Origin of the sequence: Nostoc punctiforme PCC 73102, from assembly GCF_000020025.1 — a bacterium.
In the GTDB taxonomy this organism is placed as follows: Bacteria; Cyanobacteriota; Cyanobacteriia; order Cyanobacteriales; family Nostocaceae; genus Nostoc; species Nostoc punctiforme.
The window spans coordinates 813782-839709 of the sequence record NC_010628.1 but is presented as its reverse complement, the minus strand read 5'-3'; the positions used below and the strand labels follow the sequence as shown (position 1 = coordinate 839709).

Annotated in this window: 25 protein-coding genes; 16 read left to right on the top strand and 9 right to left on the bottom strand. The window is 40.6% G+C overall.

Annotation, left to right across the window (positions count from 1 at the left end; all coding sequences use genetic code 11):
• Positions 1-28: 28 nt before the first annotated feature.
• The gene (gene cdf31 / locus NPUN_RS03585; RefSeq protein ID WP_012407484.1) at positions 29-934 is read right to left on the bottom strand and encodes a CDF family zinc efflux transporter Cdf31; all 906 of its coding nucleotides are present in this window, start codon (positions 932-934) and stop codon (positions 29-31) included.
• Positions 935-1543: 609 nt separating this feature from the next.
• Here cdf31 and NPUN_RS03580 point away from each other — a divergent pair.
• Complete coding sequence (locus tag NPUN_RS03580; RefSeq protein ID WP_012407483.1) at positions 1544-2290, top strand: 3-oxoacyl-ACP reductase family protein; 747 nt, start codon at positions 1544-1546, stop codon at positions 2288-2290.
• Positions 2291-2459: 169 nt separating this feature from the next.
• Complete coding sequence (locus NPUN_RS03575) at positions 2460-2813, top strand: hypothetical protein (protein WP_012407482.1); 354 nt, start codon at positions 2460-2462, stop codon at positions 2811-2813.
• 526 nt (positions 2814-3339) lie between these two features.
• Here the strand turns inward: NPUN_RS03575 and NPUN_RS03570 are convergent.
• From NPUN_RS03570 to NPUN_RS03560, 3 genes are all read right to left on the bottom strand, one after another.
• On the bottom strand, positions 3340-3576 hold the full coding sequence (locus NPUN_RS03570; protein WP_012407481.1) for a DUF4327 family protein: 237 nt from the start codon (positions 3574-3576) through the stop codon (positions 3340-3342).
• Between the two features lie 1000 nt (positions 3577-4576).
• Positions 4577-4996, bottom strand: a complete 420-nt coding sequence (gene rbfA, locus NPUN_RS03565; protein WP_012407480.1) for a 30S ribosome-binding factor RbfA — start codon at positions 4994-4996, stop codon at positions 4577-4579.
• 123 nt (positions 4997-5119) lie between these two features.
• Positions 5120-5326, bottom strand: coding sequence for a DUF751 family protein (locus NPUN_RS03560; protein ID WP_012407479.1), 207 nt, complete (start codon positions 5324-5326; stop codon positions 5120-5122).
• A gap of 165 nt (positions 5327-5491) precedes the next feature.
• Between NPUN_RS03560 and NPUN_RS03555 the strand changes: the two genes are divergently transcribed.
• Positions 5492-6349: a DNA adenine methylase gene (locus NPUN_RS03555; RefSeq protein WP_012407478.1), complete on the top strand. Its 858-nt coding sequence runs from the start codon at positions 5492-5494 to the stop codon at positions 6347-6349.
• Here the strand turns inward: NPUN_RS03555 and NPUN_RS03550 are convergent.
• The 3 genes from NPUN_RS03550 to NPUN_RS03540 form a co-directional block, all read right to left on the bottom strand.
• Positions 6321-6797, bottom strand: coding sequence for a PD-(D/E)XK nuclease superfamily protein (locus NPUN_RS03550; RefSeq protein ID WP_012407477.1), 477 nt, complete (start codon positions 6795-6797; stop codon positions 6321-6323). The two genes, NPUN_RS03555 and NPUN_RS03550, sit on opposite strands and share 29 nt — an antisense overlap.
• Positions 6798-7196: 399 nt before the next feature.
• Positions 7197-8414, bottom strand: a complete 1218-nt coding sequence (locus tag NPUN_RS03545) for a HetZ-related protein (RefSeq protein WP_012407476.1) — start codon at positions 8412-8414, stop codon at positions 7197-7199.
• A gap of 396 nt (positions 8415-8810) precedes the next feature.
• Entirely contained in the window at positions 8811-9470 is a 660-nt protein-coding gene (locus NPUN_RS03540; RefSeq protein WP_012407475.1) for an L-threonylcarbamoyladenylate synthase, read from the bottom strand.
• Between the two features lie 113 nt (positions 9471-9583).
• Between NPUN_RS03540 and larC the strand changes: the two genes are divergently transcribed.
• Positions 9584-10870 (top strand): nickel pincer cofactor biosynthesis protein LarC, encoded by a 1287-nt coding sequence (gene larC, locus NPUN_RS03535; protein ID WP_012407474.1) that lies wholly within the window; start codon positions 9584-9586, stop codon positions 10868-10870.
• Between the two features lie 189 nt (positions 10871-11059).
• Here larC and NPUN_RS03530 read toward each other — a convergent pair whose 3' ends face one another.
• Positions 11060-12259: an aminotransferase-like domain-containing protein gene (locus tag NPUN_RS03530; RefSeq protein ID WP_012407473.1), complete on the bottom strand. Its 1200-nt coding sequence runs from the start codon at positions 12257-12259 to the stop codon at positions 11060-11062.
• Between the two features lie 227 nt (positions 12260-12486).
• Here NPUN_RS03530 and NPUN_RS03525 point away from each other — a divergent pair, with 227 nt between their 5' ends.
• The 3 genes from NPUN_RS03525 to NPUN_RS03515 all read left to right on the top strand — a co-directional run bounded on the left by NPUN_RS03525 (position 12487) and on the right by NPUN_RS03515 (position 16911).
• Positions 12487-13299 carry a basic amino acid ABC transporter substrate-binding protein gene (locus NPUN_RS03525; RefSeq protein ID WP_012407472.1) on the top strand — a complete coding sequence of 271 codons (813 nt, stop codon included), beginning with the start codon at positions 12487-12489 and terminating at the stop codon, positions 13297-13299.
• Positions 13300-13587: 288 nt separating this feature from the next.
• Positions 13588-15582: a serine/threonine phosphatase gene (locus NPUN_RS03520; protein WP_012407471.1), complete on the top strand. Its 1995-nt coding sequence runs from the start codon at positions 13588-13590 to the stop codon at positions 15580-15582.
• Positions 15583-15636: 54 nt separating this feature from the next.
• Positions 15637-16911: a protein kinase domain-containing protein gene (locus NPUN_RS03515; RefSeq protein ID WP_012407470.1), complete on the top strand. Its 1275-nt coding sequence runs from the start codon at positions 15637-15639 to the stop codon at positions 16909-16911.
• Between the two features lie 108 nt (positions 16912-17019).
• Here the strand turns inward: NPUN_RS03515 and NPUN_RS03510 are convergent, their stop codons facing one another.
• Positions 17020-17238, bottom strand: coding sequence for a DUF4327 family protein (locus tag NPUN_RS03510; protein ID WP_012407469.1), 219 nt, complete (start codon positions 17236-17238; stop codon positions 17020-17022).
• Positions 17239-18151: 913 nt separating this feature from the next.
• On the opposite strand from NPUN_RS03510, the gene NPUN_RS03505 reads away from it, so the two are divergent.
• The 9 genes from NPUN_RS03505 to NPUN_RS03465 all read left to right on the top strand — a co-directional run bounded on the left by NPUN_RS03505 (position 18152) and on the right by NPUN_RS03465 (position 25922).
• Complete coding sequence (locus tag NPUN_RS03505; RefSeq protein WP_041565162.1) at positions 18152-18577, top strand: tetratricopeptide repeat protein; 426 nt, start codon at positions 18152-18154, stop codon at positions 18575-18577.
• A gap of 59 nt (positions 18578-18636) precedes the next feature.
• Positions 18637-19626 carry a UDP-N-acetylglucosamine 4,6-dehydratase (inverting) gene (pseB, locus tag NPUN_RS03500; RefSeq protein ID WP_012407467.1) on the top strand — a complete coding sequence of 330 codons (990 nt, stop codon included), beginning with the start codon at positions 18637-18639 and terminating at the stop codon, positions 19624-19626.
• Positions 19584-20789: a UDP-4-amino-4,6-dideoxy-N-acetyl-beta-L-altrosamine transaminase gene (gene pseC / locus NPUN_RS03495; protein WP_202947529.1), complete on the top strand. Its 1206-nt coding sequence runs from the start codon at positions 19584-19586 to the stop codon at positions 20787-20789. Before pseB ends, pseC begins: the two co-directional genes overlap by 43 nt.
• A complete protein-coding gene (locus NPUN_RS03490; RefSeq protein WP_012407465.1) occupies positions 20786-21523 on the top strand; it encodes a cytidylyltransferase domain-containing protein in 738 nt (245 codons plus the stop codon). Before pseC ends, NPUN_RS03490 begins: the two co-directional genes overlap by 4 nt.
• A gap of 17 nt (positions 21524-21540) precedes the next feature.
• A complete protein-coding gene (gene pseG / locus NPUN_RS03485) occupies positions 21541-22575 on the top strand; it encodes a UDP-2,4-diacetamido-2,4,6-trideoxy-beta-L-altropyranose hydrolase (protein ID WP_012407464.1) in 1035 nt (344 codons plus the stop codon).
• Positions 22576-22613: 38 nt separating this feature from the next.
• Entirely contained in the window at positions 22614-23276 is a 663-nt protein-coding gene (locus NPUN_RS03480; RefSeq protein WP_012407463.1) for a class I SAM-dependent methyltransferase, read from the top strand.
• Between the two features lie 95 nt (positions 23277-23371).
• Positions 23372-24088, top strand: a complete 717-nt coding sequence (locus tag NPUN_RS03475) for a WbqC family protein (RefSeq protein WP_012407462.1) — start codon at positions 23372-23374, stop codon at positions 24086-24088.
• A 52-nt stretch (positions 24089-24140) separates the two neighbouring features.
• Entirely contained in the window at positions 24141-25193 is a 1053-nt protein-coding gene (pseI, locus tag NPUN_RS03470; protein ID WP_012407461.1) for a pseudaminic acid synthase, read from the top strand.
• A gap of 48 nt (positions 25194-25241) precedes the next feature.
• Positions 25242-25922, top strand: a complete 681-nt coding sequence (locus NPUN_RS03465; RefSeq protein WP_012407460.1) for a GNAT family N-acetyltransferase — start codon at positions 25242-25244, stop codon at positions 25920-25922.
• Positions 25923-25928: the final 6 nt, after the last annotated feature.

Here is a 25928-nt window from a genome sequence, read left to right as displayed (position 1 = left end):
AACAGAGTGTGATTTGGAATTGCTGAGACTACTTTGCTCCAGTTTCAAAGCTAATTTGCTCAGACTTATATGCTGGTGGCTCAACATGAATTAAAATCCTCACTGGACGGAACCTCTCTTCTAATCGGCTTTCTACTTCTTCGGTGATGTGGTGAGCGGTTTCTACGTCTGGTGCATCTACGATTAAGTGCATTTCAATGAATACCTGACGACCAAGAACACCGCGAGAAGCAATATCATGACAGTTAATTACACCTGGAGCAGAAGTAGCGATCGCATGAATTGCTTCTGGTGCGATCGCCATTTGATCCACAAGCCAAGGCAAATTCTCTTTTAAAACTGACCAGCCACTCCAAAATACCAACAAGGCGACAGGAAAGGCTAACACCAAATCCATCCATTGATAACCTAGCCAAACTCCGATCAAGCCGCCAATTACAGAGATTGTCACCCAAATATCACTCATGGTATGTGTAGCGTCAGCTATGAGGATTGAGCTACCTACCCGCTTACCCACAGCACGTTCGTAAAACGCCACAAAAATATTCACGCCCAGCACAATTAGTAATAACCACAACTCCGGTGGCGATATTTTCACAGGTTCACCACCACCTTTGATAATTCGTTCGATTGCTCCTTGCAGAATTTCAAAACAAGCTATTCCTAAAAATGAGGCTATTCCTAAAGCCCCCACAGCTTCAAACTTGCTGTGTCCATAGGGATGTTCGCGATCGGGTTGTGGAGAAGAAAATTTACTTGCAATTAATCCTAAAACGTTGTTTGCGCTATCTGTCACACTATGCAAGGCATCAGCTAGCAAACTCAACGAACCTGTCCAGTAGCCCACAAGTGCTTTCAATCCCATTACAAACAGGTTGAGCAGTAGGGTAATAATTAAAACCTTTCGTACTTCGGCGCGGTTATCGTAAAGCATAGATAATTTATCACATCAAGTTATATGACTTCTAATGTAGAACTCAAAACACAAATAAAATGTATCAAAGTCTTACGCAGTAAGAATTAAGTCTCTCTATAGACTCTATCTTTTATACCATTCTGTTGAGATTATTTATAACTAACAGCAGCTACAAGCTTTATAGCTATTAGTAATTGCCTTTATAAATAACAGCATATTTTTAGCATTAATTCTAGAAATATTTTAATTAATTTTGTTATTTATACATCCAGTTACTCCAGACAAAATTGTATCTAGAGATATTATGACGACCATCAGAGGTGTATCCTTACTTAGGATAAATGATGAGCTTAATAAGTGTTATTTACTACACTAAAAGGATAAATAAGCCTGCGCTTCATTCAAAAAATGGTCAAAATTTGAGCAGCAAAATCGAAAAATATTTACAGGTTTTCGAATAATTAGTAAACCTAGGGGTGAGTTTTGACGTTCCCCTCACTAAAAACAAATTAACAAGCCAGAGGGATGAGTGAAAATTTAATCCTCTTATGAGTTTGCGTAAGAACTTGAGCCATATAATTCCGAAGGTCAATTTTCCTCAGACGGCAAGTTTCAATCAGGAATATTATGAGTACCAAAAAACTTACAGGTAAGGTGGCATTGGTAACAGGCGGCTCACGCGGTCTGGGAGCAGCGATCGCCAAACGTCTCGCAAACGATGGTGCAATCGTCGCTCTCACATACACTAGCTCGCCGCAAAAAGCCGACGAGGTAGTGCTTGCCATCGAAGCGGCTGCTGGAAAAGCCCTGGCTCTTCGCGCCGACAGTGCCAATGTCGAAGCCGTGAAAAACGCTGTTGCCGAGACAGTGAAAGCCTTTGGTCGTCTTGACATTCTCGTGAACAATGCGGGGGTCGCCACTTTAGCCCCAATCGATCAATTCTCAATGGATGATTTTGATCGGCTGATTGCGGTTAACATCAAGGGTGTCTTTGTGGCAACTCAGGAGGCTGTTCGCCACATGGGTGAGGGCGGACGGATCGTTATGATTGGCAGTGTCAACAGTGACATAATGCCTTTTGCTGGCGGCTCTGTTTACGCTTTGACCAAGGGTGCGATTGCAAGCTTCACACGCGGTCTTGCCCGCGATCTCGGCCCTCGTGGCATCACGGTGAACAATATTCAACCCGGCCCGATAGACACTGACATGAATCCGGCGGAAGGTCCCTTTGCCGACACCATGAAAAGTATGATTGCCCTCCAACGGTATGGTCGAACAGAAGAAGTCGCCGAGATGGTTTCCTATCTCGCCAGTGCAGAAGCTGGTTTCATCACCGGTGCAAGCCTGAAGATTGATGGCGGCTTTGCAGCCTGATACAGCAGAACGAAGAAAAGTCCGATCGTGTAAATCTGTCTGGCGATGATATCAGTGCCAAGGCTAGGGTACATCCTCAAAAAAGTGGGGTTCGCTGCCGTCGATCTCGGCGGCTTCGTCTCTTCTTCCGGTAAGATTAGTACTTATCAATAAGCTTTAATAAAAACTTATGTCTTCAATTCCTCTAACATTGAACCTAATTGAAGGTTCTGTCTCCTTCAGTTTTTCACCCCAAGCAGCACGAGAATTAAAGACAGCGACAGATCAACTGATGGAGCGCTTGAAAGCTGTCGCCGCTAAACCCACTCCTGGCGGCGGGAAAGTCACTCCCCAGCCTCCAATGGAATATCGTTACACTGGTGAAGTATTTTTAGAAATTTTCTGTAATCCTAATATCTGGCCAACGCCTTTCGCAGCCAAAGTTTTGCTCACTGTCCGCAACGTCAACATCCGCTTGACTACTGAAGCTGAACTTACCCGTATTATTGAAGACATTAATCAATATTTAGAGCAGGTCGGATAATCGTTTATATAATTTTTCTCTGCTTTTAGAGATTTTTTAACAAATAATCCTATACAAATTTGGGATTTTGCGAAAGTTGAGCCAGTTACTTGCGGAGGTCTCCTCTATTGTTGCAACTGGTGTCGGTTAGCCCGACTGAGCAAACTTTTCCAGACGGATTCTACCTTTGAACAGCAAGCAAGCGATCGCTTCCCTAAAGTAAGCGATGCTGTCAATTGTGAGTCAAAAGTGAAGTTCCTACACTTCTATCGGATCAATGTAGGAGCTTCACCGAATTTACATATTAAACTCAAGCTGTAGCACCAGCATATACAGAAAAAATGGTTCTGATGCCTTCTTTAACTTGAAAACTTATATAAATTAAGACTCCAATGCTTCTGTGTTAATGACAAACGCAAGATTCTGTATGGGGCAATGCTCATTAAAAACCAGAGATTATTCCCCAAATTGGGCGTAGGATCGTTGATTGTGACATCCACACATCGAAAATTAACCCCCAACCCCAAACCCGAAATCAAACATTGATTTAGTCGTTGTCCCACTGTTCACGACCAATTAGGTCGCCAATGCGATCGCGCAACAAAAAGTCACATTTCTCTAATTCACATTCAACGCAAACCCACTCTCTCGCTGGAATGTATTGGCAGAGGGTATATATTGGCTGTTGTCGGCTAATCATTCCCTTTTGCACCAGTCGACGTGCTTCGTCTTGGATCAAATCGAGAGAGTAGTAATTGATAGAAGGCACCGTATTCACACTCATGGTTTTTACTCACAAATTAACACTTACGATAGTGTTCCCGTTAATAATTAGGAACAAACATTACAGAAATTAGACTTGTGGCTAAGATTTTGTAGTTTGCTATACGGAACTATTTTTATTTTGACGCTACATCTCCTGAAATTATCTCAAGAAATGTTAAGAAAGTCAACGAATCCTGACATTTCTCGAAAATCAGCTTTACAAAAAAAATTCCGAGTAGTTAACTTAACCTGCTATGGCGGTTGTATGGTTTTTATGCAACAAGTCTGAAAGTCTTGCCATTACTGTATTTAGGCAAGATTTGCTGGGTGGTAAGAATTCATATTGCAATTGCTTACATATCAAATAATTACCTTAAAGCCGGATCTAGAACTGCTGGTATTTATCTAAGGGTAAACAACACAAGAATATTTGTCAGATACTAGGGTATAAACTGTTGCAAAACATAACGGCTAAAGTACACTACGAAAGCTTTTACCCTATCATCTGTTAACAATTTCTTAAGTAAAATTGCAATTGCTTAGTTATTTTCAGCACTAATATTACACAGTTTTCTTTTGATAAACATCTGTACAAGGGTTGAGTAAAGGCAGGAGGAGCAAATCAGTTGGGGATTCAACCCCTAAGATTTGAAGCCACCGTTGCGTTAGCTTCCCGCAGGGTACAGCCAAAACCATAATTTTCAGTTAGCGGCAATTCATGTAGACGCATACTCCTAGGTCGAAGCAAGCTATGCGGAGCGTCTCTAGAAAAGCGGCAACTCTACGGATTCTCCAACGAAGTACCCACAGGGTATTGCCCCTACCGCGTGTAGTTTTGCGTAAGTCCTAGTAGAGTCAAGACGAAAGCCAAGGCAAACATAAAGCGTATAGATGCAACTACCGATCGCTGAACTAAGTTATGGTTACATTAAAACAGACGCGATCTAGTCACGTCTGTAAACTGTTTGGCGGATTTGCTGAGATTAATTGTTCTGAATTTACATTGTTATTGAAGTTACTTATTCACTAAATGATTCATCATCTTCATCTGTGTTGTCTTCTACTGCTAACAGATTTTCTGGCGGACGATCGTGATTGAGTTGGCTTAGTAGTGCCAGTACCTTGTTACCACGTTCTATGGAACGATCTTCGAGAAAGATGACTTCTGGTGTACGACGTAGCCGTACCCGCGCCCCAAGTTCACTGCGGACGTAACCTGTGGCTGACTTTAAGCCTGCCATTGTTTCTACCTTAGCTTCATCTGTACCATAGATACTGACGTAGATTTTGGCGTGTTGGAGATCGCCAGAAACATCAACATCAGTCACACTTACCATTCCTGTACCCACACGGTCATCCTTAATGCCGTTGAGCAGCATTTGGCTAACTTCCCGTTTGATCAATTCTGCAACGCGGGAAACCCGGCGATTTGTAGCCATAAAAATTTCGCCTCCTGACAGAGGTTGTACGACAAAAATAGATGCAATTTGGGTAGACAGTACTTAGCGAAAGCAATGCCAAGAGCAACCGTCTGTAGGGCATAGCCCCGATATAGCGCTAGTCTAGATTGCACTCAAGCCCAGCATTGCCCGTAGGGTGAAAGTAAGAAAGACTAGGCTGCTCACAAATAAACCTAAAAGGGCGATTAAGGTAACAGGGCGCTTCAACAGTGGCACTAATGGCGCAAAGGTGTTCAAAAACAGCCCTAAGACGATAGTAATTAAGTACCGGGGGTAGCGAAAGACGTTATCCCAAAATCCGTCAAACATCTGAATCTAAACTGCCTTGTTATATACTTACGTTTGTTTTGATATGCTTTATCAACTCAATTGTAATCTATGCAGCCGGAAAATTAGCCAGCTAATATAAAATATGCCTCGTCGGTTATATTGGCTTTATTTAGTCACGATTATTTTCAGTTAAATCGCAAGTAAATGGTAATTCAAATCCCCAAGGAAACTAGCCCGCGTCCATTTTTAAAGTGGGCAGGGGGTAAAAGTAGGTTGATACAGCAATATATTCCTTATTTTCCCAAAAGTTATAAAAATTACTATGAACCATTCTTAGGTGGTGGTGCTGTTTTTTTCTATCTCCAACCCAAGGCAGCAACTTTAACTGATATTAACGCCGAATTAATTAACACTTATTGTTGTGTTAGAGATCGTGTTGAAGAATTAATTTCTCTATTAAAAGAGCATAAAATCCGACATAATAAAGATTATTATTATAGTGTCCGAAACAACTCCGGTGGGACTGATCTAGAAAAAGCAGCTCGTCTAATTTATCTTAATAAGACTTGTTTTAATGGTCTTTATCGAGTCAATTCACAGGGAAAGTTCAATGTGCCTTTAGGCAGATATGAAAATCCCAATATTTGTTCTGAGGTTTTGCTGCAAGCTGCATCAGAAGCGCTTTATTATGCAGAAATTAAACAAGCAGATTTTACAGAAGTATTAAATCATGCAACTAGTAGTGATGACTTTGTATTTTTTGACCCACCCTATCATCCTATCAGTGAGACTAGCTATTTCACCGCTTATAGTCAAAATTGTTTTAGTAAAAAAGACCAAGAAGTTTTAAGAGATACTTGTGCCGAGTTGGCAAGTCGTGGTGTTAAAGTTATGGTCTGTAATTCTGATAGCGAATTTATTAGAAATATTTATACAGATATCAATTTTGAAGCTTACAAAATCAAAGCAGCCCGATCAATTAACTCCAATATAAAAAATAGAGGTATGATTGACGAACTATTAATTACATCTTTTAAAGATTTTTATTTGCCCAGGCAATAAATCTGTCTAAGCTATAAACTGCTAATAAATTATGGTTATCATTAACTCTTGCTTTTAGCCATTTGCTTGCGCCTTCTCGCATACCTTCACCGCCTAAAATGACAATAGTTGGTGCAGGGTAATAGTGCTGAATGTTCATATTCAAGTAAGGAAACTTTTCATCGACAGAACCGGGGCTTTCTTGCCATTTGCACTCGAAAATTAAACCAGATGGCATTGCAGGTGAGCCAACAACATAAAAATCAACCTTCAAATCGGTATGATAAATCCCAGTTCCAATATAAACTTCTTTTCCATAGCGCTTTGGTAATAAAGCAGCATTTAGTATAAATTCTTTTGGGACATAGTTCCCTACTTGGAAATAATTATGTCCATTTAAGATTGCTTCAACATTTCCTTCTAAAATATTCCCCGACTTATTTGCCCGTCCGCCTTGAGTCAGAGCCATCCTAAATCCCTCTGCCAAAAGTCCTACTAATTATAGGATTTCACAGAAGCAGTAAAAAAGGGTCAGTTTCTTAATATGAATTTTTTATTCTGACGTAAACAAGGTTGGATTAATGGGTAAAAATTCGGAAATTATTGGTATTTTTGTACTAAATAAATACAAATGTATTAATAATTTGGATGAGGAACGAGTTAGTAATTCAGATAAGAGTTATTTGTGGAAACTCCTGGCAAATTGAGGGTGAAATTTAAACACATAGGGGTGCAGAAGGAAGCGCAGAGGCACGCAAGAAATTCGCTACTAATTAATGGAATTTTATACTTGGTGTATAAGCTAAATTCGCGCTCCTCGTCCCAGTTATAAGCTTCAGTAATGTCTTTTAGTTATTTCACCTTAGCTTCAACCTGTTTGTGCTTCAGTATGACCGTTGCGGATAGACCATGCTAGTTCTAATAGTTGAGTCCAGCGCTTTTGTAACTGTTTGGGGGTGCATTTGATAGTTTTTGCGATCGCTTGGTCAGTTTGCCTTGCAGTTTTCAACTGTAATATTTGCTGTTGTTGTTCTGTAAGTTGATTCACAAAGATTTCCCACTGTTGGGAAGATAAACCCAACTTTTGCTCTAAACCCGCACCTAACCATTGATGTACCAATTGCCAATGGTGTTGTTTGGCAAACTTTTCTACGTGGTATTTAAAGCGTTGTTGGAGATAATCGCGCTGACGGCTGGTTAAACCAAGAATTTGGTCAATTTCTGGGGCTGAGAGGTCTTGAAGCTTCAAGCTGAGGTAGTTCATACAATCAGATTGACCTTGAGACTCCAGATATTTCATCAATTCAGTGATGACGCGATCGCGTTCTGACTCTTCAGATGGATCGAAATTAGTTTGGGCAATCATCTGCGATCGCAACTGTTGCACCGCCGAGTTACGCTGGTAAGATTCTGCTTCTTCACCCTTAGCAGACTCCACCGCCATTTCAATATCCACGGTAGTCTCTTGTGGCTGACGACGAGCAAAACCTTGGGCCCGCAGGATAATCAATTGCTGATTTGCACCACCAGGTAAATTGATGCGGCGTTTGGCGTACTGTTCTGTAAACGCCATATATTCAGCTAATTGCAGCTGAGTACGCGGTGTGTGATCGTGAGGTAGTTCGTTTTCTCTGCGGAAAGCTTTGATAGCTTCGATATAAAATGCTTGTAAAAAATCTTCAATTAGGCTGTAACGAGCATCAAAGCCCAACTCAGAGCCAGATAAAGTTACATGGCGGTAAACCATAGCACCCAAATTACTATGTAATTCCACCCGCCCTTGTTTGGAACCTAGTTGGTAGTAACGTAAGCACTTTTGCATCCGATGCCTTCCCAACGTAATCTGCCAGGATTTGATTTGCCCAGATGTTTGGATGCGCGAGCTTTTATCGCAAATGCGTTCTACTTCTACGGCTATGCGGTTTGCTAAAGCTTCTACACACCTGGGTGCTGCTTTCACTTGTGCTTGCATTTCTTGACACAGCAATTCAATCAAGGTTTCGCTGCTGTCTGAAAATTCTTCGGTCGAAAGGTGGTTTTCAAAAATGGGTGTAGAGTTTGGTAGATTGATGACGTTAGCTTTCATGACTTTTCCAGGGAGTAGTATTGCACCGTAATTACAACGCAGACACAGCAATCAAGGCCGGCCAAGGCTTGTGAATCTTTGGACATTTATCAATTAAGACTTGCCCCATATAATGCTCACATCTAAAGCTCATATATAAAACTGTAGGAAATACGAGAGAGTTACAGTTATGCCAATGTGTCGGTTCTTTCACAAGCCACCACATTGACGCGGATACATGAGTACCCACCATTTTCTCAAAATTGTCAAATCCCTTGCTGTACTGACTGTTACCACCATCCTGTTATTGCATCTGTGCCCGTCATAGACATCACGTTTAAATATGACAATTTAAAAACTGGAGTTGCTTTTATCACAATTTCCGAAACGGAGAGGTGTGCCTGTGAAGTCTCATTCTTATACCCATGCTGCTGCTGCTTCCCAACCTAAACCCCTCCGTATAATTGCTGCTTCGTCTCCGGTCATATCTAAGATGGTAGAGACCTCATAAGTAGGTTCTTCGCCAGTGTCTACAATTATGTCTACCAACTTGTCCAAACGGTCAAATAGCTCTACCCGCGACTGAACAGTTTCTGGATCTATCCGAATCATGCCATTATCTGCTTCATCTGCTGGCAGATGTGCTGAAGTTGAAATAATCGGATTGCCCAAAGCTGCCAGCAACTCCAAACACACAGTATGGTTTGGTACTCTAATTCCAGTACTTTTCCGCTTGGGGCTTTGCACCAATCGCGGTACTAATTTAGTTGCTGGGAGCAAAAACGTGTATGGCCCTGGAATCAGGCGTTTCATAATCCGATAGGCTGTGTCACTTACGAAGGCATAAGTTGCCACATTTGAAAGCGAGGGACATAAAAATGTCAGTGGTTTATCATTTGCTAGCTGTTTAATTTGCCGCACTCGTTCTACCGCCGACTTAGCATTCAAATCACAACCGATCGCATAAACTGTATCAGTAGGGTAAAGCATGACTGCGCCACTAGAAAGCGCCGACTTTATTTCCTCTATTCGACGAATTTGAGGATTATCCGGATGGACTGAGAAAATTTTTGCCATAGAGGGATTGGGGATTGGGGACTGGGGACTGGGAATAGGGACTGGGAATAGGGAAGAATGACCAATGACAAATAACCAATGACTAATGACTAATGACTAATGACTAATTTATTATGAATAAAATTGCTTATCTTCAATGTCCGGCAGGAATTTCTGGTGATATGTGCCTGGGTGCTTTGGTAAGTTTGGGTGTTCCTGTGGAGTATTTAATTGAAAAGCTCAATGGATTGGGAATTGAACAGGAATATCAGTTAAGAGCAGAACTTGTCCAACGGAATGGACAACAGGCGACTAAAGTTCATGTCGATTTAGTACACGATCGCCATCACCATGATCACCACGGCCACGAACACAGTCACGATCGCACACGCCACTTGCCAGAAATAGAGCAGATGATTCTCAAAGCGGGGTTGCCATCACAGGCAGAAGCTTGGAGTTTGGCAGTATTCCGACAGCTAGCAGTCGCAGAAGGAGCGGTGCATGGGATTTCCCCTGAAAAAGTTCATTTTCATGAAGTGGGTGCTATAGATGCGATCGTAGATATTGTAGGTACTTGCCTGGGGTTAGATTGGTTGGGGATTGAGAGTAATGACGAAGGATGGCCCCTACTTTACTGCTCGGCGTTTCCCACTGGTGGCGGTACTGTTCGGGCTGCACATGGTCAAATGGCAGTACCAGTACCAGCAGTATTAAAACTTTGGGAAATGCGGGGTTGTCCAGTTTATAGCAATGGCATTGATAGAGAACTGGTGACACCAACAGGAGCTGCGATCGCTACTACTTTGGCAAGAGACTTTGGTTCACCACCCGCGATCGCTATCAAGCAGGTAGGACTGGGAGCAGGAACCATAAATTTACCAATTCCCAATATTTTACGCCTCTGGCTGGGCGAAAGCGCAAGTTTACAGTCAAATTTCAGCAATTGTGAAGATACTAGCTCAAATTTAGAAACTATCTCGGTACTAGAAACCCAAATTGATGATTTAAATCCACAAGCGATCGGCTATGTTTTTGAGGCTTTGTTTGCGGCTGGTGCAGTGGATGTTTTTACCCAAGCGATCGCCATGAAAAAGTCCCGTCCAGGGATTTTACTGACTGTAATTTGTCATCCAGAAAATTTACTCAGTTGTGAAGCGGTTATATTCCGTGAAACTACAACTTTGGGTATTCGGCGAACAACTCAGCAACGCGCCATTTTACAACGGGAAATTCAACAAGTGGAAATTGAATATGGCAAAGTGCGGGTCAAAGTAGCATGGAAGGGACAATCATCAGAGAAAGTTATTGCTAATGTGCAGCCAGAATATGAAGATTGTGCGGAATTAGCCAGAAAACATAATATTCCCTGGCGCGAAATTCAACGGTTGGCATTACAAAATTGGTATTTGGTCAATAACTAAATCTTCTCCTTCCTATACTGCGTAGATTTGTGACAACTTAAAGCGATCGCTAAAATGTCAAGTGGGGTGTGGAGAGCAGTCCAAAGTGTCTTGTGGTTGAGATTTGGGTTGATAATTAACAAGTCCCAAATCTCGATTTTTGGGAGAAGCAAGCTAGCAAGAGCATCTCATAGAGAGCGTCATTACGAATTACCTCAATCCGCGCAATACCGATCCTAATGTAGCGATTCCCTCAACAATCTTCTGTGTTGGCTGAAAGCTAAAAGCTAACCTAATGGCATCATCCCCTTGTCCATTGGCGTAGCAGCGAGTCCCTGGCAGAAAACTGATGCCGTGTTCACTGGCAGCCATGAGGAGTGCTTTAGCGCTGATATCTGGTGGCAATTTACACCAAACGAAAAAGCCGCCATCGGGACGCAGAGCAACGACATCACTGGGAAACTCTTGAGCGATCGCTTCTAATAACAAATTGCACTTATGTTTATAGCAGGCAATAAGCTCTTGAATGTGATTGTCTAGTTTCCCTGTAGCACAATAGCGAGCGACCACATGGCTGACAAATGGCCCCACAGTCCCCTCACTTTTGAACATCGCCAGCCGCTCAATAATCGTTGCGTCGCCGCAAGCCCAGCCTAGCCGGATACCAGGCGCAATAATTTTCGAGAAGGTACTTACATATAATACCCACCCTTCTTGGTCGAGAGTTGCCAGAGAGGGCATAGTTTCTCCTCGGAATCGCAAATCGCTATAAGCATCGTCTTCCACGATTAGAACGCCATACTCAGCCGCTAATGCTACCAGTTTTTGGCGGCGAAATAACGGCATAGTAGCACCTGTGGGATTATGAAAGGTGGGAATAGTATAAATAAATCGGGGTCGGATGCCCTGTTTCTTTAAATCGTTCAATGTTACTTCTAGCGCATCTACATCCATCCCCAACTCATCCACCGGAATGGTAATTATACGTGCGCCAGCGTGGACAAATCTGGTAACTACTCCCAAGAAGGTTGGCCCTTCCACAATTACTACATCACCAGGTTCTACAAAGACATCTGGTAGCAAGCCGAGAATCTGACCAGAACCGTAGCCAATGATCAAGCGATCGCGATCGGCAGCAATTCCCTTCGCCTGCAAGCGGAGGATAATTTGCTCATACAGTTGAGCGGAAGGCGGGCCGTAATTGAGAGCGATCGGAGCCTCTTCTGCCAGCACAACGGCACTTGCAGCAGCCAAGTCAGTGTGAGGAAAGAGAATTGGATCGGCTAGACCGTAGGCAAAGCTGACGGTGACGATTTTGCTTAACTCTGTACCGTAAGTTGGTGGTGCAAGGTTCTTTGCGCGTTCGGCGAACAAATCAGTAATTCGGTAAGCAGGGGTTGTAGAAACCATAAGTAGTTAAAAATTGGAAGTCAGAGTACAGAACACACAAGAAGATTATTAGCGAAAAGCGAGATTGGAAGCTTCCTCCGATCTCAACTTTTAACGAGAGTGGGGATCTGAAAGTTTCGTTATTCGCCCAGCATTCATGGTGGATTGTGGCTGCTGACGGATGTATTCTTTCTTATAACATCATGACAACTATCGTGAATCTTGACTGATAGAACGGAATTACTACAGTGAAATTATTTAACCTCAAGTGGCAGCAGCTAATTTTAAGCTTAGGCTGTCTGCTATTGATTATTGCCTGTAAAAATTTCTATCCTACTAATAACTCAGATGCTATACCTCTTAGGGTGGCGACAGATCCCACCTTTGTCCCTTTTGAAATCCAAAAAGCTAGGGGGGACTTGGAAGGTTTTGATATCGATTTGATGAATGCGTTGGCAAAGCCCGCCGTAGGCATCGCTAAAGTAGCAGGTTTTGCAGTCCAATTTGAAAGTCTACCTTTTGATGGCACGATCTCGACTTTGCAAGCTAAAAGAGTTGATGCGGCAATTAGCGGAATCAGCATTACCGCCGAACGCTTGAAAACAATTGCTTTTTCACGACCTTATTTTAAAGCCGGACTAGCGATCGCTGTCCGCGAAGACAATCAAAATATTCAAGACTTCAATAGTCTCAAAGGGAAAAAAATCGCTGTGCAAATTGGTTCTACTGGGGCAGATTTTGCCAAAACCATCCCTAACGCCAAAATTAGTACTTTTAATTCTGGTCCAGAATTTTTCCAAGACTTGCTCAATGGCAACGTTGATGCTGTGGTTAGCGATGCTTTTGCAACTTTGTATGCGATTAAAAATGGCAAACTCAAAGGCATCAGAGTTGTTGCCGATCTCTTTACTGAAGAATACTACGGGATTGCTACACCTAAAGACTCCCCCCATTTAGATGCAATAAACAAAGGTATAGAGACTTTGTTATCCAATGGAACTTACAAGCAAATTTATCAAAAATGGTTTAACGCAGAACCCCCGGAATGGCCAAACTCTTGACATTGGGAATTGGGAATGGCTATTTTCATTTTCCTTGTCCCCCTTGTCTCCCTTGTCTCCCTCTGCTCCCTGCTCCCCTGCCCCCTGCCCCCTATCCCCATTTATAAGCAATTGATTCCCAAAATATTAAATATTTATCTAATATGCGTCACAATTAATACTGCCACCAAAATTCATTGATAAACTACAATCTCTTGTAGGTCTACTTTAGTCAGGGACAGCCAATTGTGGCACCTTTGATCTTAGTGGCTAGAAGCACCTTGGAGCGCGAATAAAGGAACTTCCACTATGCTGATTTGCCCTCAGTGTAAATTTGAAAACCCCAAAAGCAACAAATTCTGTCAAAGCTGTGGCACATCCCTGACCCACAAAGTTTGTCCTGAATGCAGCGCCGAAGATGTACCTGTAAATGCACTACTTTGTCACAACTGTGGCACGGAATGTGGAACAGTGTTTTGGGCAATTATTGCTAAAGAAACGATTGGGGAAGCTTTGGGAGTAAAGATAGATGAGGGAGATGTGGGATTAGAGGAAAATGAAGAAGCAATATCCTCGTCATCTCCTTTATCCCTTAGTTCTCAGATTGCATTAGGCTCTTATTTAGACTCCCAAGAGCGCTATCAATTGTTAGATGCGCTACCTACCCAAAGTGAAACTGCTACTATTGCTGTTACAGGTGCGAGAGTTCTAGACTGCCAACCGTATCAAATATCACCAATTGATGCAATACTAGCAAGTCAACAATCAGATTTACTAACGCCATCATTAGATGCAAGTGGAATTCCTCACCTTGCGAAACCTTATATTGCCTTACACTCTCAAAGTCAGCGCGAGATACCACTGATTCACGATGCATGGCAGCAGGGGGATATGCAGGTAGTAATAATTGAAGACCGCTCAAATTGGCAGCCTTTACTTGACTTATGGCAAGAAGAGACAACAAGTTCGTTAAAAATTTTGCACTGGTGTTATCAAATGACCCAACTTTGGGCATTGTTGGAACCAGTAAATTGTCGTCAAAGCCTTTTAGATTTATCAAATTTGCGATTGGATGAAGACCAAACGCTGGCGCTACAAAGATTGTATGTGGAATCATCAAGTTCTCTGCCCGTCAGCAAGTCGTCAGAAGATGCCGAAGCCCAAACATCTGCTATTCCAGAGGAGCCGTTAACCATTCAAGCTTTGGGGCGAGTTTGGCAAGCACTATTTAGGCAGTCTCAACGCACTCAATTTGGCTCTGTAGTACAGATGTTGGGAGATTTAGATGTAGGTAAGATTCACACAATCGCACAATTGCGATCGCGTTTGGAGGAAATCTCTATTGAACTGGAAGCACTAGGAACCGCAACTTTGCCCCCAATAAAGGAGAACAATACTACTGTGCCGACTATGCCGCAATCAGACGAACCAGAAGATATCATTAGCAAAATTGATGATATGCCAACTGTTGTGCTGGCGATGCAGTTAAGTAGCTTGGAAGATGCAGGACGCACAGATGTAGGTCGTCAACGTCATCATAATGAAGACTACTTTGGTATTGAAACCAAAATTCAAAAGTTGGAGTTGCCTAAAAGTCGAATTCTAGAAGGGCACGGTTTGTATATTCTCTGCGATGGTATGGGTGGACATGCTGGCGGCGAGATAGCCAGTGAGTTAGCAGTTAACACCCTACGGCAATACTTTCAAGAACACTGGATTGCCAATCAATTGCCAACAGAAGATAGCATTCGTGAGGCAGTGTATTTAGCTAATGAGGCGATTTACAAGCTCAATCAACAAGATGCCCGTTCTGGAGTAGGGCGTATGGGTACAACTCTAGTAATGCTCTTAATTCAAGATACTCAAGCAGCAGTTGCTCATGTGGGAGATAGCCGTCTCTATCGCTTGACGCGTAAGGGGGGATTAGAACAAGTCACAGTAGATCATGAAGTTGGCCAACGGGAAATTACCCGAGGAGTAGAAGCAAGCATAGCTTACGCCCGCCCGGATGCCTACCAACTCACCCAAGCTTTAGGACCTCGTGATGAAAACTCGATTAATCCTGATGTAGGCTTTTTTGAGATTAATGAAGATACTCTTCTGCTTTTGGCATCGGACGGTCTATCAGATAATGATTTACTAGAAACCCATTGGCAGACTCATTTAGAACCCTTACTTAGTTCGGGCGCTAACTTAGAACAAGGTGTTACAAAATTAATTGATTTAGGAAACCAATACAATGGTCACGACAACATTACTGGTATACTTATTCGGGCAAAAGTACGCCCAAATTTGGAAAGTTAAAAATTAATGGGGATTGGCCCCATTCCCTAATCCATTTACCTTGTAGGTTGTATTGTGGTTAGTCTGACTCTCTTAGAACCGCAACAGAAAACGCCCCTCCAGCAGTGGTGCTTTGAGAACTCTTCCATAATTCGGATTGGTCGAGCTACAGATAATCACGTTGTTTTAACTGATAGTTTAGTTTCGCGGCATCATTTAGAACTGAGACACGTCGATTCTGCTGACAATGGCAGTGGTTGGCGGCTAATTAGTCAGGGTACAAATGGTACTTTCCTGAACGGTGTCCTTGTGATTCAGAGTCCGTTACCAGATAATTCCCTTTTGCAACTAGCACAAGGAGGCCCAATACTGCAATTCCAAATTCAGGAGGTAACAGTACTGGAAACTGGTTTGCGATCGCCACAACAAATACAAGCAACAGAAGAAAACGTCGTTGCAACAGTCTATTCAGCCCAAGGCCAATACACTTGTACGCATGAAGGTAACTCCCCGAACAATCTGTTTTGCATCCACTGCGGTCAACCTCTCTCAGTGCAACAGAAAATTCGCCATTATCAGGTGTTGCGAACTCTCGGACAAGGAGGTATGGGTACTACTTATCTCGCTTGGGATGGGGCTGGTCAGATTGGGAGTATCCCGCAACTGCTGGTGTTGAAGCAAATGAATGCTGATATGGCAAAAATTGCCAAAGCTCAAGAATTATTTGAGCGGGAGGCGCATACTCTCAAATCCCTTAACCATCCGGGAATACCCAAGTATTACGACTTCTTTGTCGAAGGCGGAAAAAAATACTTGGCAATGGAATTAATCCACGGACAAGATTTAGAGAAACGTGTCTATACAACTGGGCCAGTTACGCCAAGCCAAGCGATCGCTTGGATGATCCAAACCTGCGATATCTTAGAATATCTTCATAGCCAAGAACCTCCACTAATTCACCGCGATATTAAACCCGCCAACTTAATGGTGCGAAGTTCGCTAAATCGCATAGTAATACTTGATTTTGGCGCAGTTAAGGAAATTGGCACAGCGCCCGGTACCCGGATTGGTGCAGAAGGTTATTGCGCTCCTGAACAAGAACGAGGACAACCTTTGACTCAATCTGACTTGTATGCAATTGGACCAACGCTGATTTTTCTGCTCACAGGCGAAAACCCGTTCAAGTATTACCGCCAAAGGGGGCGTAACTTCAGGTTTGATGTGGCAAAAGTTCCCACCATCAGTTCCCAATTAAGAGATGCGATCGATCGCGTTACAGAACCATTGCCACGCGATCGCTACCAAACTGCAAAGGAATTAGCTGCGGCCTTAGCTGCTTGTAAAGTTTAGGGACTAGAAATGGGGAATAGGGAAGGTGGGGTCCCCTCTCGGAATAAGGGGTAATGGGGAGTGGTGAATATTAAAAATTCCTACCCCCTATTGCTTATTGCCTATTGCCTATTCTTCATCCCAAGTTTCTACAGCTAGTAGTTCACTAACTGGGTCTTGCATACTAAAGCCAAAGTCTAGCAGTTCCTGTTTCCAGTGCTGCCATTCATTACCATAGAGCAAAGCGATTTTCCAGATGCTATCACTTGGCTTGATAATATTCGATTCTATGAGTGATTGCACGTTGCGCTGCAATTTCACCATCGGGTGAATCACTTGCTGAGTCATAACCTCGATTGAATTCAGATTTTGTTGGTAAATACTTGATTAAAACTGCTTCCCATTCTGCAATTGTTGCCGGGTCGTAGAGTGGTGTAATTTTGGTAAAGCTAGTCTTAACTTTTTAACTATACCATAACAAACTCTACTAGATTACTGGTAAATTCGGTTTTGTACGGTAATTACCACCACAAAACTCTAATTCCACCAAGTAGTCCTTAAACTTGTTGCAGAAACCAGACAAAAGTTTAGGGTAAGGGTTAAAAGATAAAGGATGCTTCTGTTTCCCCTTTAACCTTTTCCCGTGTTATTTTTCCCCTTAACTTCTAGCCTTTAAGCACGAGAGTGCAACAGTACCTTTTGTCAGATATCTGTTGTGAACACCTAGCAAAATAATTAGTCCCTCTGGAAGTTGCGCTAAGTAGCGAGACTGAGGAGGACTGGGAAAATTCTAAAAAATATGTTTGCTTGTTGAACAACCCACTGTGACACGGGCTAGGTTGAAAATTTTTGCCTGACAAGCGGAATTTGCAATTTAGTAGAAATGTCCTCTGTTTCTATTTATTTAAATGTTATTTAACATATCGCAAACATCTGGCATTAGGCAGAATTATCGCAAATATTTATATAATTTTAATTCTCCGCCTAAAGAATAAGACCTGGAGGGTTGGGCTTTGTTTAGGTGTAGGAGAGGTTTTTGCTTGGAAGCAATAGGAGCGATGCCTACGGCGGTAAACTACGCATAGCAAAATTGTTTGTACAGCATGAGCTTACCATAAAATTCCCTCATCTTCAGAGTCAGCTTTTAAAGTTTGTGTAAAAAATTTTTAGCCAAGATGTTAGTTTCTGTTGAGCAGATGGGTACCCTCAAAACGGGAGGCTTGCTAATACCTCAGTATTTACCACAGCAAGTATGTTAAGCATGACTGGTTCGGGGGATGAATACCTAATTTCCCGCAAAAAGCAGATTGAGCGGCGACAAAAGATTGTCACGATAGTGTCGTTAGTGTCGTTTGTTGGTTCTACGGTGTTTGCAATAATTCCGGCAATACAACAGGCTAGTCAACCTAAGCCAGCAACTACGTCTGCTTCTCCTGAGTCAGGATTACAGCAGCAGGCGCAGGGGTATGAGCTGATTTTACAACGGGAACCAGAAAACCAACTTGCTTTAGAGAAACTGTCTATAGTGCGGTTGCGCTTGAAGGATACTAAGGGTGCGATAGAACCTTTGGAGAAGCTGGTGAAGTTGCGCCCCGATCGGCAAGATTACAAAGTTGTATTAGAGCAGATTAAAAAGCAGCAAAAAAATAGCGATCGCACCACAAATAATCAATCCAAATCTAATTAAAAATTTCACTGAAATATTTTGGGAAAATCATTAATTTTGAGATTAAAAATAAATACAAGATGTTTAATGGCAAATCTATTTTAATTACTGGTGGTACAGGCTCCTTTGGCAAGCAATTTGTAAAAACGGTTCTTAGCCGATATCAGCCGCAGAAAGTCATAGTTTATTCACGGGATGAGCTGAAGCAGTACGAAATGGCGCAGGAGTTTAATGAACCAGTTATGCGCTATTTCATTGGAGATGTGCGCGATCGCGATCGGCTACGTCTGGCAATGCGGGGTGTCGATTATGTTATACATGCTGCGGCGCTCAAGCATATTCCTGCTGCTGAGTACAACCCAATGGAATGTATTAAAACTAATATTCATGGGGCAAATAATGTTATTGATATCGCGCTTGATCAAGAAGTAGAAAAGGTGATTGCCCTCTCAACAGATAAAGCAGTTAATCCAATTAATCTCTATGGTGCAACCAAGCTAGCTGCTGACAAACTTTTTGTTGCAGCTAATAATATTGTTGGGGAAATGAAAACCCGTTTTGCTGTAGTTCGCTACGGTAATGTTGTTGGTTCAAGAGGCTCAGTAGTGCCTTTTTTTGAAAAGCTGATTCAAGAAAAATCTCCAGAGATTCCCATTACAGATCCACGCATGACCCGCTTTTGGATTACACTCCAACAAGCTGTAGATTTAGTTTTTAACAGCTTTGAACGAATGCACGGCGGAGAAATATTTGTACCTAAGATTCCTTCAATGAAAATTACCGATTTAGCTGAAACACTTGCACCCGGAGTTCCAATTAAAATTGTTGGTATTAGACCAGGGGAAAAATTACATGAAGCCATGTTTTCTTCTGAGGCTTCACATTTAGTATTGGAGTTTTCAGATCATTATGTAATTAGACCAACTATTGAATATTCTCATTCTGTGGATTATGCCTGCAATGCTTTAAGTGAAAAAGGAATCCCTGTTCCAGAAGGGTTTGAGTATAGCTCTGAGATAAATACAGAATGGCTAAAAGGTTTCCAATTACTAGATATGCTGAAGCAATGAGTGACTACATTCCTTATGGAAGGCAAGATATTAATCAAGAAGATATTGATGCTGTAATTGAAGTTTTGCGCTCAGACTGGATTACTCAAGGCCCAGCTATAGAGAGATTTGAGCAAGCTGTTGCCAACTACTGTGGAGCGAAATATGCCGTAGCGGTTTCTAGTGCGACAGCTGCATTACATATTGCTTGTCTTGCTACTGATTTGGAGCAAGGAGATATTCTCTGGACATCACCAAATACCTTTGTTGCCTCAGCTAATTGTGGACTTTACTGTGGTGCAAAGGTTGACTTTGTTGATATTAACCCAAATACCTATAATTTGAGCGTAAATGAATTAGAAAGTAAGTTAGCTGAGGCAGAAAAGCAAGGTTGTTTGCCCAAAATATTAATACCCGTGCATTTTGCAGGGCAATCTTGTGAAATGGAACAAATTGCTGCTTTATCACAGCGTTATGGTTTCAAAATTATCGAAGATGCTTCTCATGCGATTGGTGGGAGCTATCAAGGACAACCTATTGGTTCCTGTCAATTTTCTGATATGGCAGTTTTTAGCTTTCATCCAGTAAAAATTATTACAACTGGTGAAGGCGGTATGGTGCTAACAAATCAAGAGGAATTGTATCAGAGATTAATTAGATTAAGAAGTCATGGCATAACTCGCAATCCAGATTTAATGCAAGGAGAATCTCAAGGTTTTTGGTATTATCAGCAACTAGAACTAGGTTTCAACTATCGGATGACAGATATCCAAGCAGCATTGGGTAGTAGTCAACTACAACGACTAGATAAATTTGTAGAATGTCGGCGGTTGATAGCTCAAAGATATAATCAGCTACTACAAGATTTACCCCTGATGTTACCTTGGCAACACCCTGATTCTGAATCTAGTTGGCATTTATATGTAATTCGGCTCAAGCTGGATAAGATTAATAAAACTCATCGACAAATATTTGAAGAACTTCGCAGCACAGGAGTTGGTGTGAATTTGCACTACATTCCAGTTCATATACAACCTTACTACCAAAAATTAGGTTTTCAATTAGGAGACTTTCCAAAGGTTGAGCAATACTACGAGGAAGCTATTACTATCCCCTTATATTATGGGCTAAATGAAGAGAGTCAGGATAAAGTAGTAATTCCGCTAAGAGAGAGCCTGACATGAAAACTGTAATTATTGTTCAGGCAAGAATGACTTCAACTCGCCTTCCTGGAAAAGTACTCAAAAAGGTATTGGATAAGCCTTTATTAGAATATCAGATTGAGAGATTAAAGCGAGTCAAGTTGGCTGATGAAATTGTAATTGCTACTACCATCAATAGTACAGATTTGCCAATCATTGAACTTTGCGATCGCCTTTCAATACCATATTTTTTAGGCTCTGAAGAAGATGTGTTAACCAGATACTATGGAGCTGCCAAAGAACATCAAGCAGATGTAGTGGTTCGGATAACCTCCGATTGTCCACTTATTGATCCACTGGTGATTAACAAGGTAATTCAATTTTTTCTCGATTATAGACATGAATGTGATTATGTTTCTAATTCTTTAGAGAGAACCTACCCACGAGGGATGGATACTGAGGTTTTTTCATTTCTAGCATTACATCAAGCATTTGTAGAAGCAATCGCACAACCTGACCGAGAACATGTTACTCCATTTATTTATATGCATCCTGAACGTTATAGATTAGCTCAGGTAGTTTATTCAGAAAATCAAAGTTCACATCGTTGGACAGTGGACACAGCAGATGATTTTGAACTTATCAAAAGAATTATTGAAACGCTTTATCCTGAAATTCCAAAATTTACTCTTGAGGATTGTTTAGATTTGTTCAGAGAGTATCCTGATTGGTCACTAATTAACGCACATGTAGAACAAAAGAAATATGCTGCATAACTATTAATTTATCAAAAATGAAGCTATTTATCCGAGTAGATGCATCAACACAAATCGGTACAGGTCATGTAATGCGTTGTCTAGCTTTAGCGCAGGCTTGGCAAGATGCAGGTGGCCAGGTAGTTTTTGTGATGGCGACCGAAGCACCAGATTTGAAAACTCGGTTAAACGCAGAAGGAATGGAAGTTATCCACCTGCCGATTCAAATTGGAAGTGCTGAAGATGCCAAAGAAACAGCAAAACTCGCACGCCAGTTTAATGCAAATTGGGTTGTGGTGGATGGTTACAATTTCGGTGCTAAGTATCAAGAAATCATCAAGGAATCTGACCTAAAACTTTTATTCATTGATGATTATGGGCACGCAGAATACTACTATGCAGATGTAGTGTTAAATCAAGATATTTATGCTCATGAGAATTTATATATGCAGCGAGAACCTTATACTAAACTTCTACTGGGTATAAATTACGCTCTTCTGAGGCGGGAGTTTTCTCAATACCAAAGAGAGCAGAAAACACATCCTCTGATAGTGAAAAAGTTACTAGTAACTCTTGGTGGTAGCGACCTAAATAACCTTACTCTGAAGGTTATTAATGCTTTAAAACTACTAGAGTTAAGTAATTTAGAAGTATTAGTCGTAGTAGGTGGAAGCAATCCTCACTATGAAAAATTACAAGTAGCTAGTCAGCATTTACAGTTTCCTATCTATTTTCACAGAAATGTACAAAATATGCCCAATCTAATGGCTTGGTCTGATATAGCCATCTCTGCTAGTGGTTCTACTATTTGGGAATTAGCTTTTATGGGTTTACCCAGCCTAATTCTAATTTTGGCAGATAATCAAGCATCTAATGCTAAAAAATTAGGTGAAATGAGGCTAATATATAACTTGGGAGAAGGAAAAGATATTGCTCCTATTGTAATAGCAAATGCTTTGAAAAAATTAATGTTAGCAACTAAAGAACGGACTGAGATGGCTCGATTATGTCAAAACTTAGTTGATGGTCAAGGGTCTAGAAGAGTATTAAATCAAATTCTGCATTCTATGTAATTCTCTAAAATTTAGTAATTTTCTTACATTTAATAATTATGAAATCTCATCATTTCCAAGAAGACATATTATTTATAAAACAACATTATTCAAACTTGTTTCAACAGCATGGTGATACTCCTCATGCAGTACAATGGGCAAACAGAAAAACCCAAGAGCGTCGTATGGAAATTCTTATTCAGTCTGGTGATTTATCTTCAAAAAAAATTCTTGATTTTGGTTGTGGCACAGGACATTTACTGACGTTTTTACAAAAAGAATTAGAATTTGTAGGCGAGTATATTGGCTATGATGTGTCAGAAGGAATGATTAAGCTTGCTCAAAATAAATTTCCTAAATATAAGTTTGAGCAACGTGATGTTTTATCGGAAGGTATACCTGAAGATTTCGACTATATTCTGATAAATGGTGTATTCAATAACCGTCTTAGCGATAACTGGGGAATAATGACAGCCTTATTAAAAACTTTATTTTCTCATACACGCTGTGTTTTAGCTTTTAATGCACTTTCTACATATGTTGACTACTTTAATGATGGGCTTTTCTATGTTAATCCAGATCAAGTATTCCACTTCTGTAAAGAGGAGCTTTCCCCCTGTGTTACACTGAGGCATGATTATTTAATCAAACCAGAAACCGTTCCTTTTGAATTTACAGTTTATGTTTACAATGCAAAAATCCAGCCGCGAAAAAAAATGTAATCATAATAATTAGATTAATGAAATAATCAAACTTAAGTTTTATAAAGAAAGCCTACTAATCACAATATAATATAACCAGCAAAGGATCTGAGCAAATGTCAAGGACTGTAGTTATTAGCCAGCCAACTTATCTACCTTGGTTGGGGTATTTTGAACTAATTGCTAAATCTGATGTTTTTGTCTTTCTAGATAACGTACAGTGTGTTAAACAATCTTGGCATAATCGTAATCGCCTCAAAGGTAATGATGATCAACTAATCTGGCTTACTGTTCCTGTGAAAGCTCATCCTCTAGATACACCTCTATCTAAAATTCAGATTTTAAATAACCCGTCTGTATGGCGTAGAAAGCATCTGGGTACTATTCAAACGTGTCTAGGTTCTGCGGTTTACTTCCATACAATCTTTCCATTTATACAGGAATTTATCAACTATGAATATGAGTATCTTGTCGATCTGAATATTTCTCTTATCAAACTTTTTGCAGATTTACTAGGTCTATCGCCAAATTTTGTTAAAGCATCAGACTTAAATCCACAAGGTAGAAGAACAGAAATGCTTGTGAATTTATGCCAACAGCTTGATGCTGACTACTATTACAGTCCTATGGGTTCTAAGGTTTACATTGAAGAAGAAAAGCATCTGTTTATTGAGGAAGATATTAAGTTAAACTATCAAATATGGGAGCATCCCTGCTACTCACAACGAGGTAAAATCTTTGTTTCGCATCTTTCTATTTTAGATACGCTCATGAATATTGGGTTAGAAGCTACACGTTCACTGATTATTCCTAATAAATTAAAAGATATATAAATATTTAATTCTAATAAAAAGCTAATAAAATATTTTTCAGGTGTGATAATTTATGCAAGAAATTAATATTGCCGGAATACAAATTGGTCAAAACCATCCCCCTTTTATTGTTGCCGAAATGTCTGGCAATCATAACCAATCTTTAGAGCATGCTTTAGAAATTGTTGAAGCTGCTGCTAAAGCTGGAGTAAATGCACTTAAAATCCAGACTTACACAGCAGATACTATGACGTTGGATATAAATGAGGGTGAATTTTATATTAATAATCCTGATAGTTTATGGCATGGTAATTCTCTATATCAACTATATCAACAAGCTTATACACCTTGGGAATGGCACAAACCAATATTTGACCGATGCAAAGAACTAGGAATTATCGGTTTTAGTACTCCCTTTGATGCTAGTGCTGTAGATTTTCTGGAATCTTTAGAAGTACCTTTTTATAAAATTGCTTCTTTTGAAAATACTGATTTCCCTCTGATTCGCAAAGTTGCCAGCACTCGTAAACCAATGATTATTTCTACTGGTATGGCTACTGTAGCAGAACTAGATGAAACAGTCATAACAGCGAGAGAAGCTGGATGTCAGGACTTAATATTACTTAAATGTACCAGTACCTATCCTGCTACACCAGAAAATAGTAACTTGTTAACAATTCCCCATCTGCATGATTTGTTTAATGTCCAGGTAGGGTTATCAGATCATACTATGGGAATTGGAGTTGCTGTTGTCAGTGTTGCACTAGGAGCCACATTTATTGAGAAACATTTTACGCTGCGTCGGGTTGATGGTGGAGTTGATTCAGCTTTTTCAATGGAACCTGAAGAAATGCAACAATTGGTGATTGAAAGTGAAAGAGCTTGGCAAGCTTTGGGCAACATAAAATATGGAGCAACTGAGGCTGAAAAAGAGTCGCTGGTTTTTCGGCGCTCGCTCTATATTGCCAAAGACATGAAAGCAGGGGATATATTCACATCAGAAAACCTAAGAGCAGTACGCCCAGGATTGGGTTTATCACCAAAATATTACGACACTATTCTAGGAAAAAAAATTAAGCAAGATGCCAAAATTGGTACGCCTATAAGTTGGAATTTGTGTATTTAATCAGCTTTTATTAGTGAAAATATTTTTGATAAAAGGAGATATTAAACTATGAATTTAAATAAAAATGACTGCTTCCTTGAAGGTGAGATAGTCTATCTTAGATTGCCTGACATTCAGAAAGATATTTATGAAGGTAATTGGCATCAGTGGTTTAATGATCCAGATATTACACGATATTTAATTCATGGTGTATATCCTATTAACCGGGAACAAGAAGCTCATATAATTGAGCAGGAAATAAAAAAAACAAACTCTATTGTATTATCCATTATTTCTAGAGAGAATCATCAACATATAGGTGTTATTTCCTTAAAGAATATTGATTTAATAAATAGAAATGCAGAAATAGGTATTGTTATGGGTGTCCAAACAGTTATGGGATCTGCCCTAGAAGCAATGGCTTTATTAACTAAGCACAGCTTCGATAAACTTAATCTGATTAAAATTTATGCAGGACAGCATGAAGGACTTTGGAAATGGATTAATACATTAGAATTAATTGGTTATAGAATAGAAGGCTATAGACATAATTCAGGAATCAGATTTGGTCAATCTTATGGGGTTGTACTTACCTCTGTGGATGGAGAAGATTTTTATGAACTGGAAAAAAAAAGAGGTGGAAATATCTTAAGCAGCTCATTACGAGATTTACTTAAAACCAGGAGAAAAGAAAACTTAATTCCGAAACTGAAAAAGTTTCTTGTTCAATTGCATTGTCATATAAATTAAATAAAT

What these genes read in the sequence shown, in the direction of transcription:
- cdf31 (WP_012407484.1), bottom strand. Translation starts at nt 934, where the DNA reads ATGCTTTACGATAACCGCGCCGAAGTACGAAAGGTTTTAATTATTACC.
- NPUN_RS03580 (WP_012407483.1), top strand. Translation starts at nt 1,544, where the DNA reads ATGAGTACCAAAAAACTTACAGGTAAGGTGGCATTGGTAACAGGCGGC.
- NPUN_RS03575 (WP_012407482.1), top strand. Translation starts at nt 2,460, where the DNA reads ATGTCTTCAATTCCTCTAACATTGAACCTAATTGAAGGTTCTGTCTCC.
- NPUN_RS03570 (WP_012407481.1), bottom strand. Translation starts at nt 3,576, where the DNA reads ATGAGTGTGAATACGGTGCCTTCTATCAATTACTACTCTCTCGATTTG.
- rbfA (WP_012407480.1), bottom strand. Translation starts at nt 4,996, where the DNA reads ATGGCTACAAATCGCCGGGTTTCCCGCGTTGCAGAATTGATCAAACGG.
- NPUN_RS03560 (WP_012407479.1), bottom strand. Translation starts at nt 5,326, where the DNA reads ATGTTTGACGGATTTTGGGATAACGTCTTTCGCTACCCCCGGTACTTA.
- NPUN_RS03555 (WP_012407478.1), top strand. Translation starts at nt 5,492, where the DNA reads ATGGTAATTCAAATCCCCAAGGAAACTAGCCCGCGTCCATTTTTAAAG.
- NPUN_RS03550 (WP_012407477.1), bottom strand. Translation starts at nt 6,797, where the DNA reads ATGGCTCTGACTCAAGGCGGACGGGCAAATAAGTCGGGGAATATTTTA.
- NPUN_RS03545 (WP_012407476.1), bottom strand. Translation starts at nt 8,414, where the DNA reads ATGAAAGCTAACGTCATCAATCTACCAAACTCTACACCCATTTTTGAA.
- NPUN_RS03540 (WP_012407475.1), bottom strand. Translation starts at nt 9,470, where the DNA reads ATGGCAAAAATTTTCTCAGTCCATCCGGATAATCCTCAAATTCGTCGA.
- larC (WP_012407474.1), top strand. Translation starts at nt 9,584, where the DNA reads ATGAATAAAATTGCTTATCTTCAATGTCCGGCAGGAATTTCTGGTGAT.
- NPUN_RS03530 (WP_012407473.1), bottom strand. Translation starts at nt 12,259, where the DNA reads ATGGTTTCTACAACCCCTGCTTACCGAATTACTGATTTGTTCGCCGAA.
- NPUN_RS03520 (WP_012407471.1), top strand. Translation starts at nt 13,588, where the DNA reads ATGCTGATTTGCCCTCAGTGTAAATTTGAAAACCCCAAAAGCAACAAA.
- NPUN_RS03510 (WP_012407469.1), bottom strand. Translation starts at nt 17,238, where the DNA reads ATGACTCAGCAAGTGATTCACCCGATGGTGAAATTGCAGCGCAACGTG.
- NPUN_RS03505 (WP_041565162.1), top strand. Translation starts at nt 18,152, where the DNA reads ATGACTGGTTCGGGGGATGAATACCTAATTTCCCGCAAAAAGCAGATT.
- pseB (WP_012407467.1), top strand. Translation starts at nt 18,637, where the DNA reads ATGTTTAATGGCAAATCTATTTTAATTACTGGTGGTACAGGCTCCTTT.
- pseC (WP_202947529.1), top strand. Translation starts at nt 19,584, where the DNA reads ATGGCTAAAAGGTTTCCAATTACTAGATATGCTGAAGCAATGAGTGAC.
- NPUN_RS03490 (WP_012407465.1), top strand. Translation starts at nt 20,786, where the DNA reads ATGAAAACTGTAATTATTGTTCAGGCAAGAATGACTTCAACTCGCCTT.
- pseG (WP_012407464.1), top strand. Translation starts at nt 21,541, where the DNA reads ATGAAGCTATTTATCCGAGTAGATGCATCAACACAAATCGGTACAGGT.
- NPUN_RS03480 (WP_012407463.1), top strand. Translation starts at nt 22,614, where the DNA reads ATGAAATCTCATCATTTCCAAGAAGACATATTATTTATAAAACAACAT.
- NPUN_RS03475 (WP_012407462.1), top strand. Translation starts at nt 23,372, where the DNA reads ATGTCAAGGACTGTAGTTATTAGCCAGCCAACTTATCTACCTTGGTTG.
- pseI (WP_012407461.1), top strand. Translation starts at nt 24,141, where the DNA reads ATGCAAGAAATTAATATTGCCGGAATACAAATTGGTCAAAACCATCCC.
- NPUN_RS03465 (WP_012407460.1), top strand. Translation starts at nt 25,242, where the DNA reads ATGAATTTAAATAAAAATGACTGCTTCCTTGAAGGTGAGATAGTCTAT.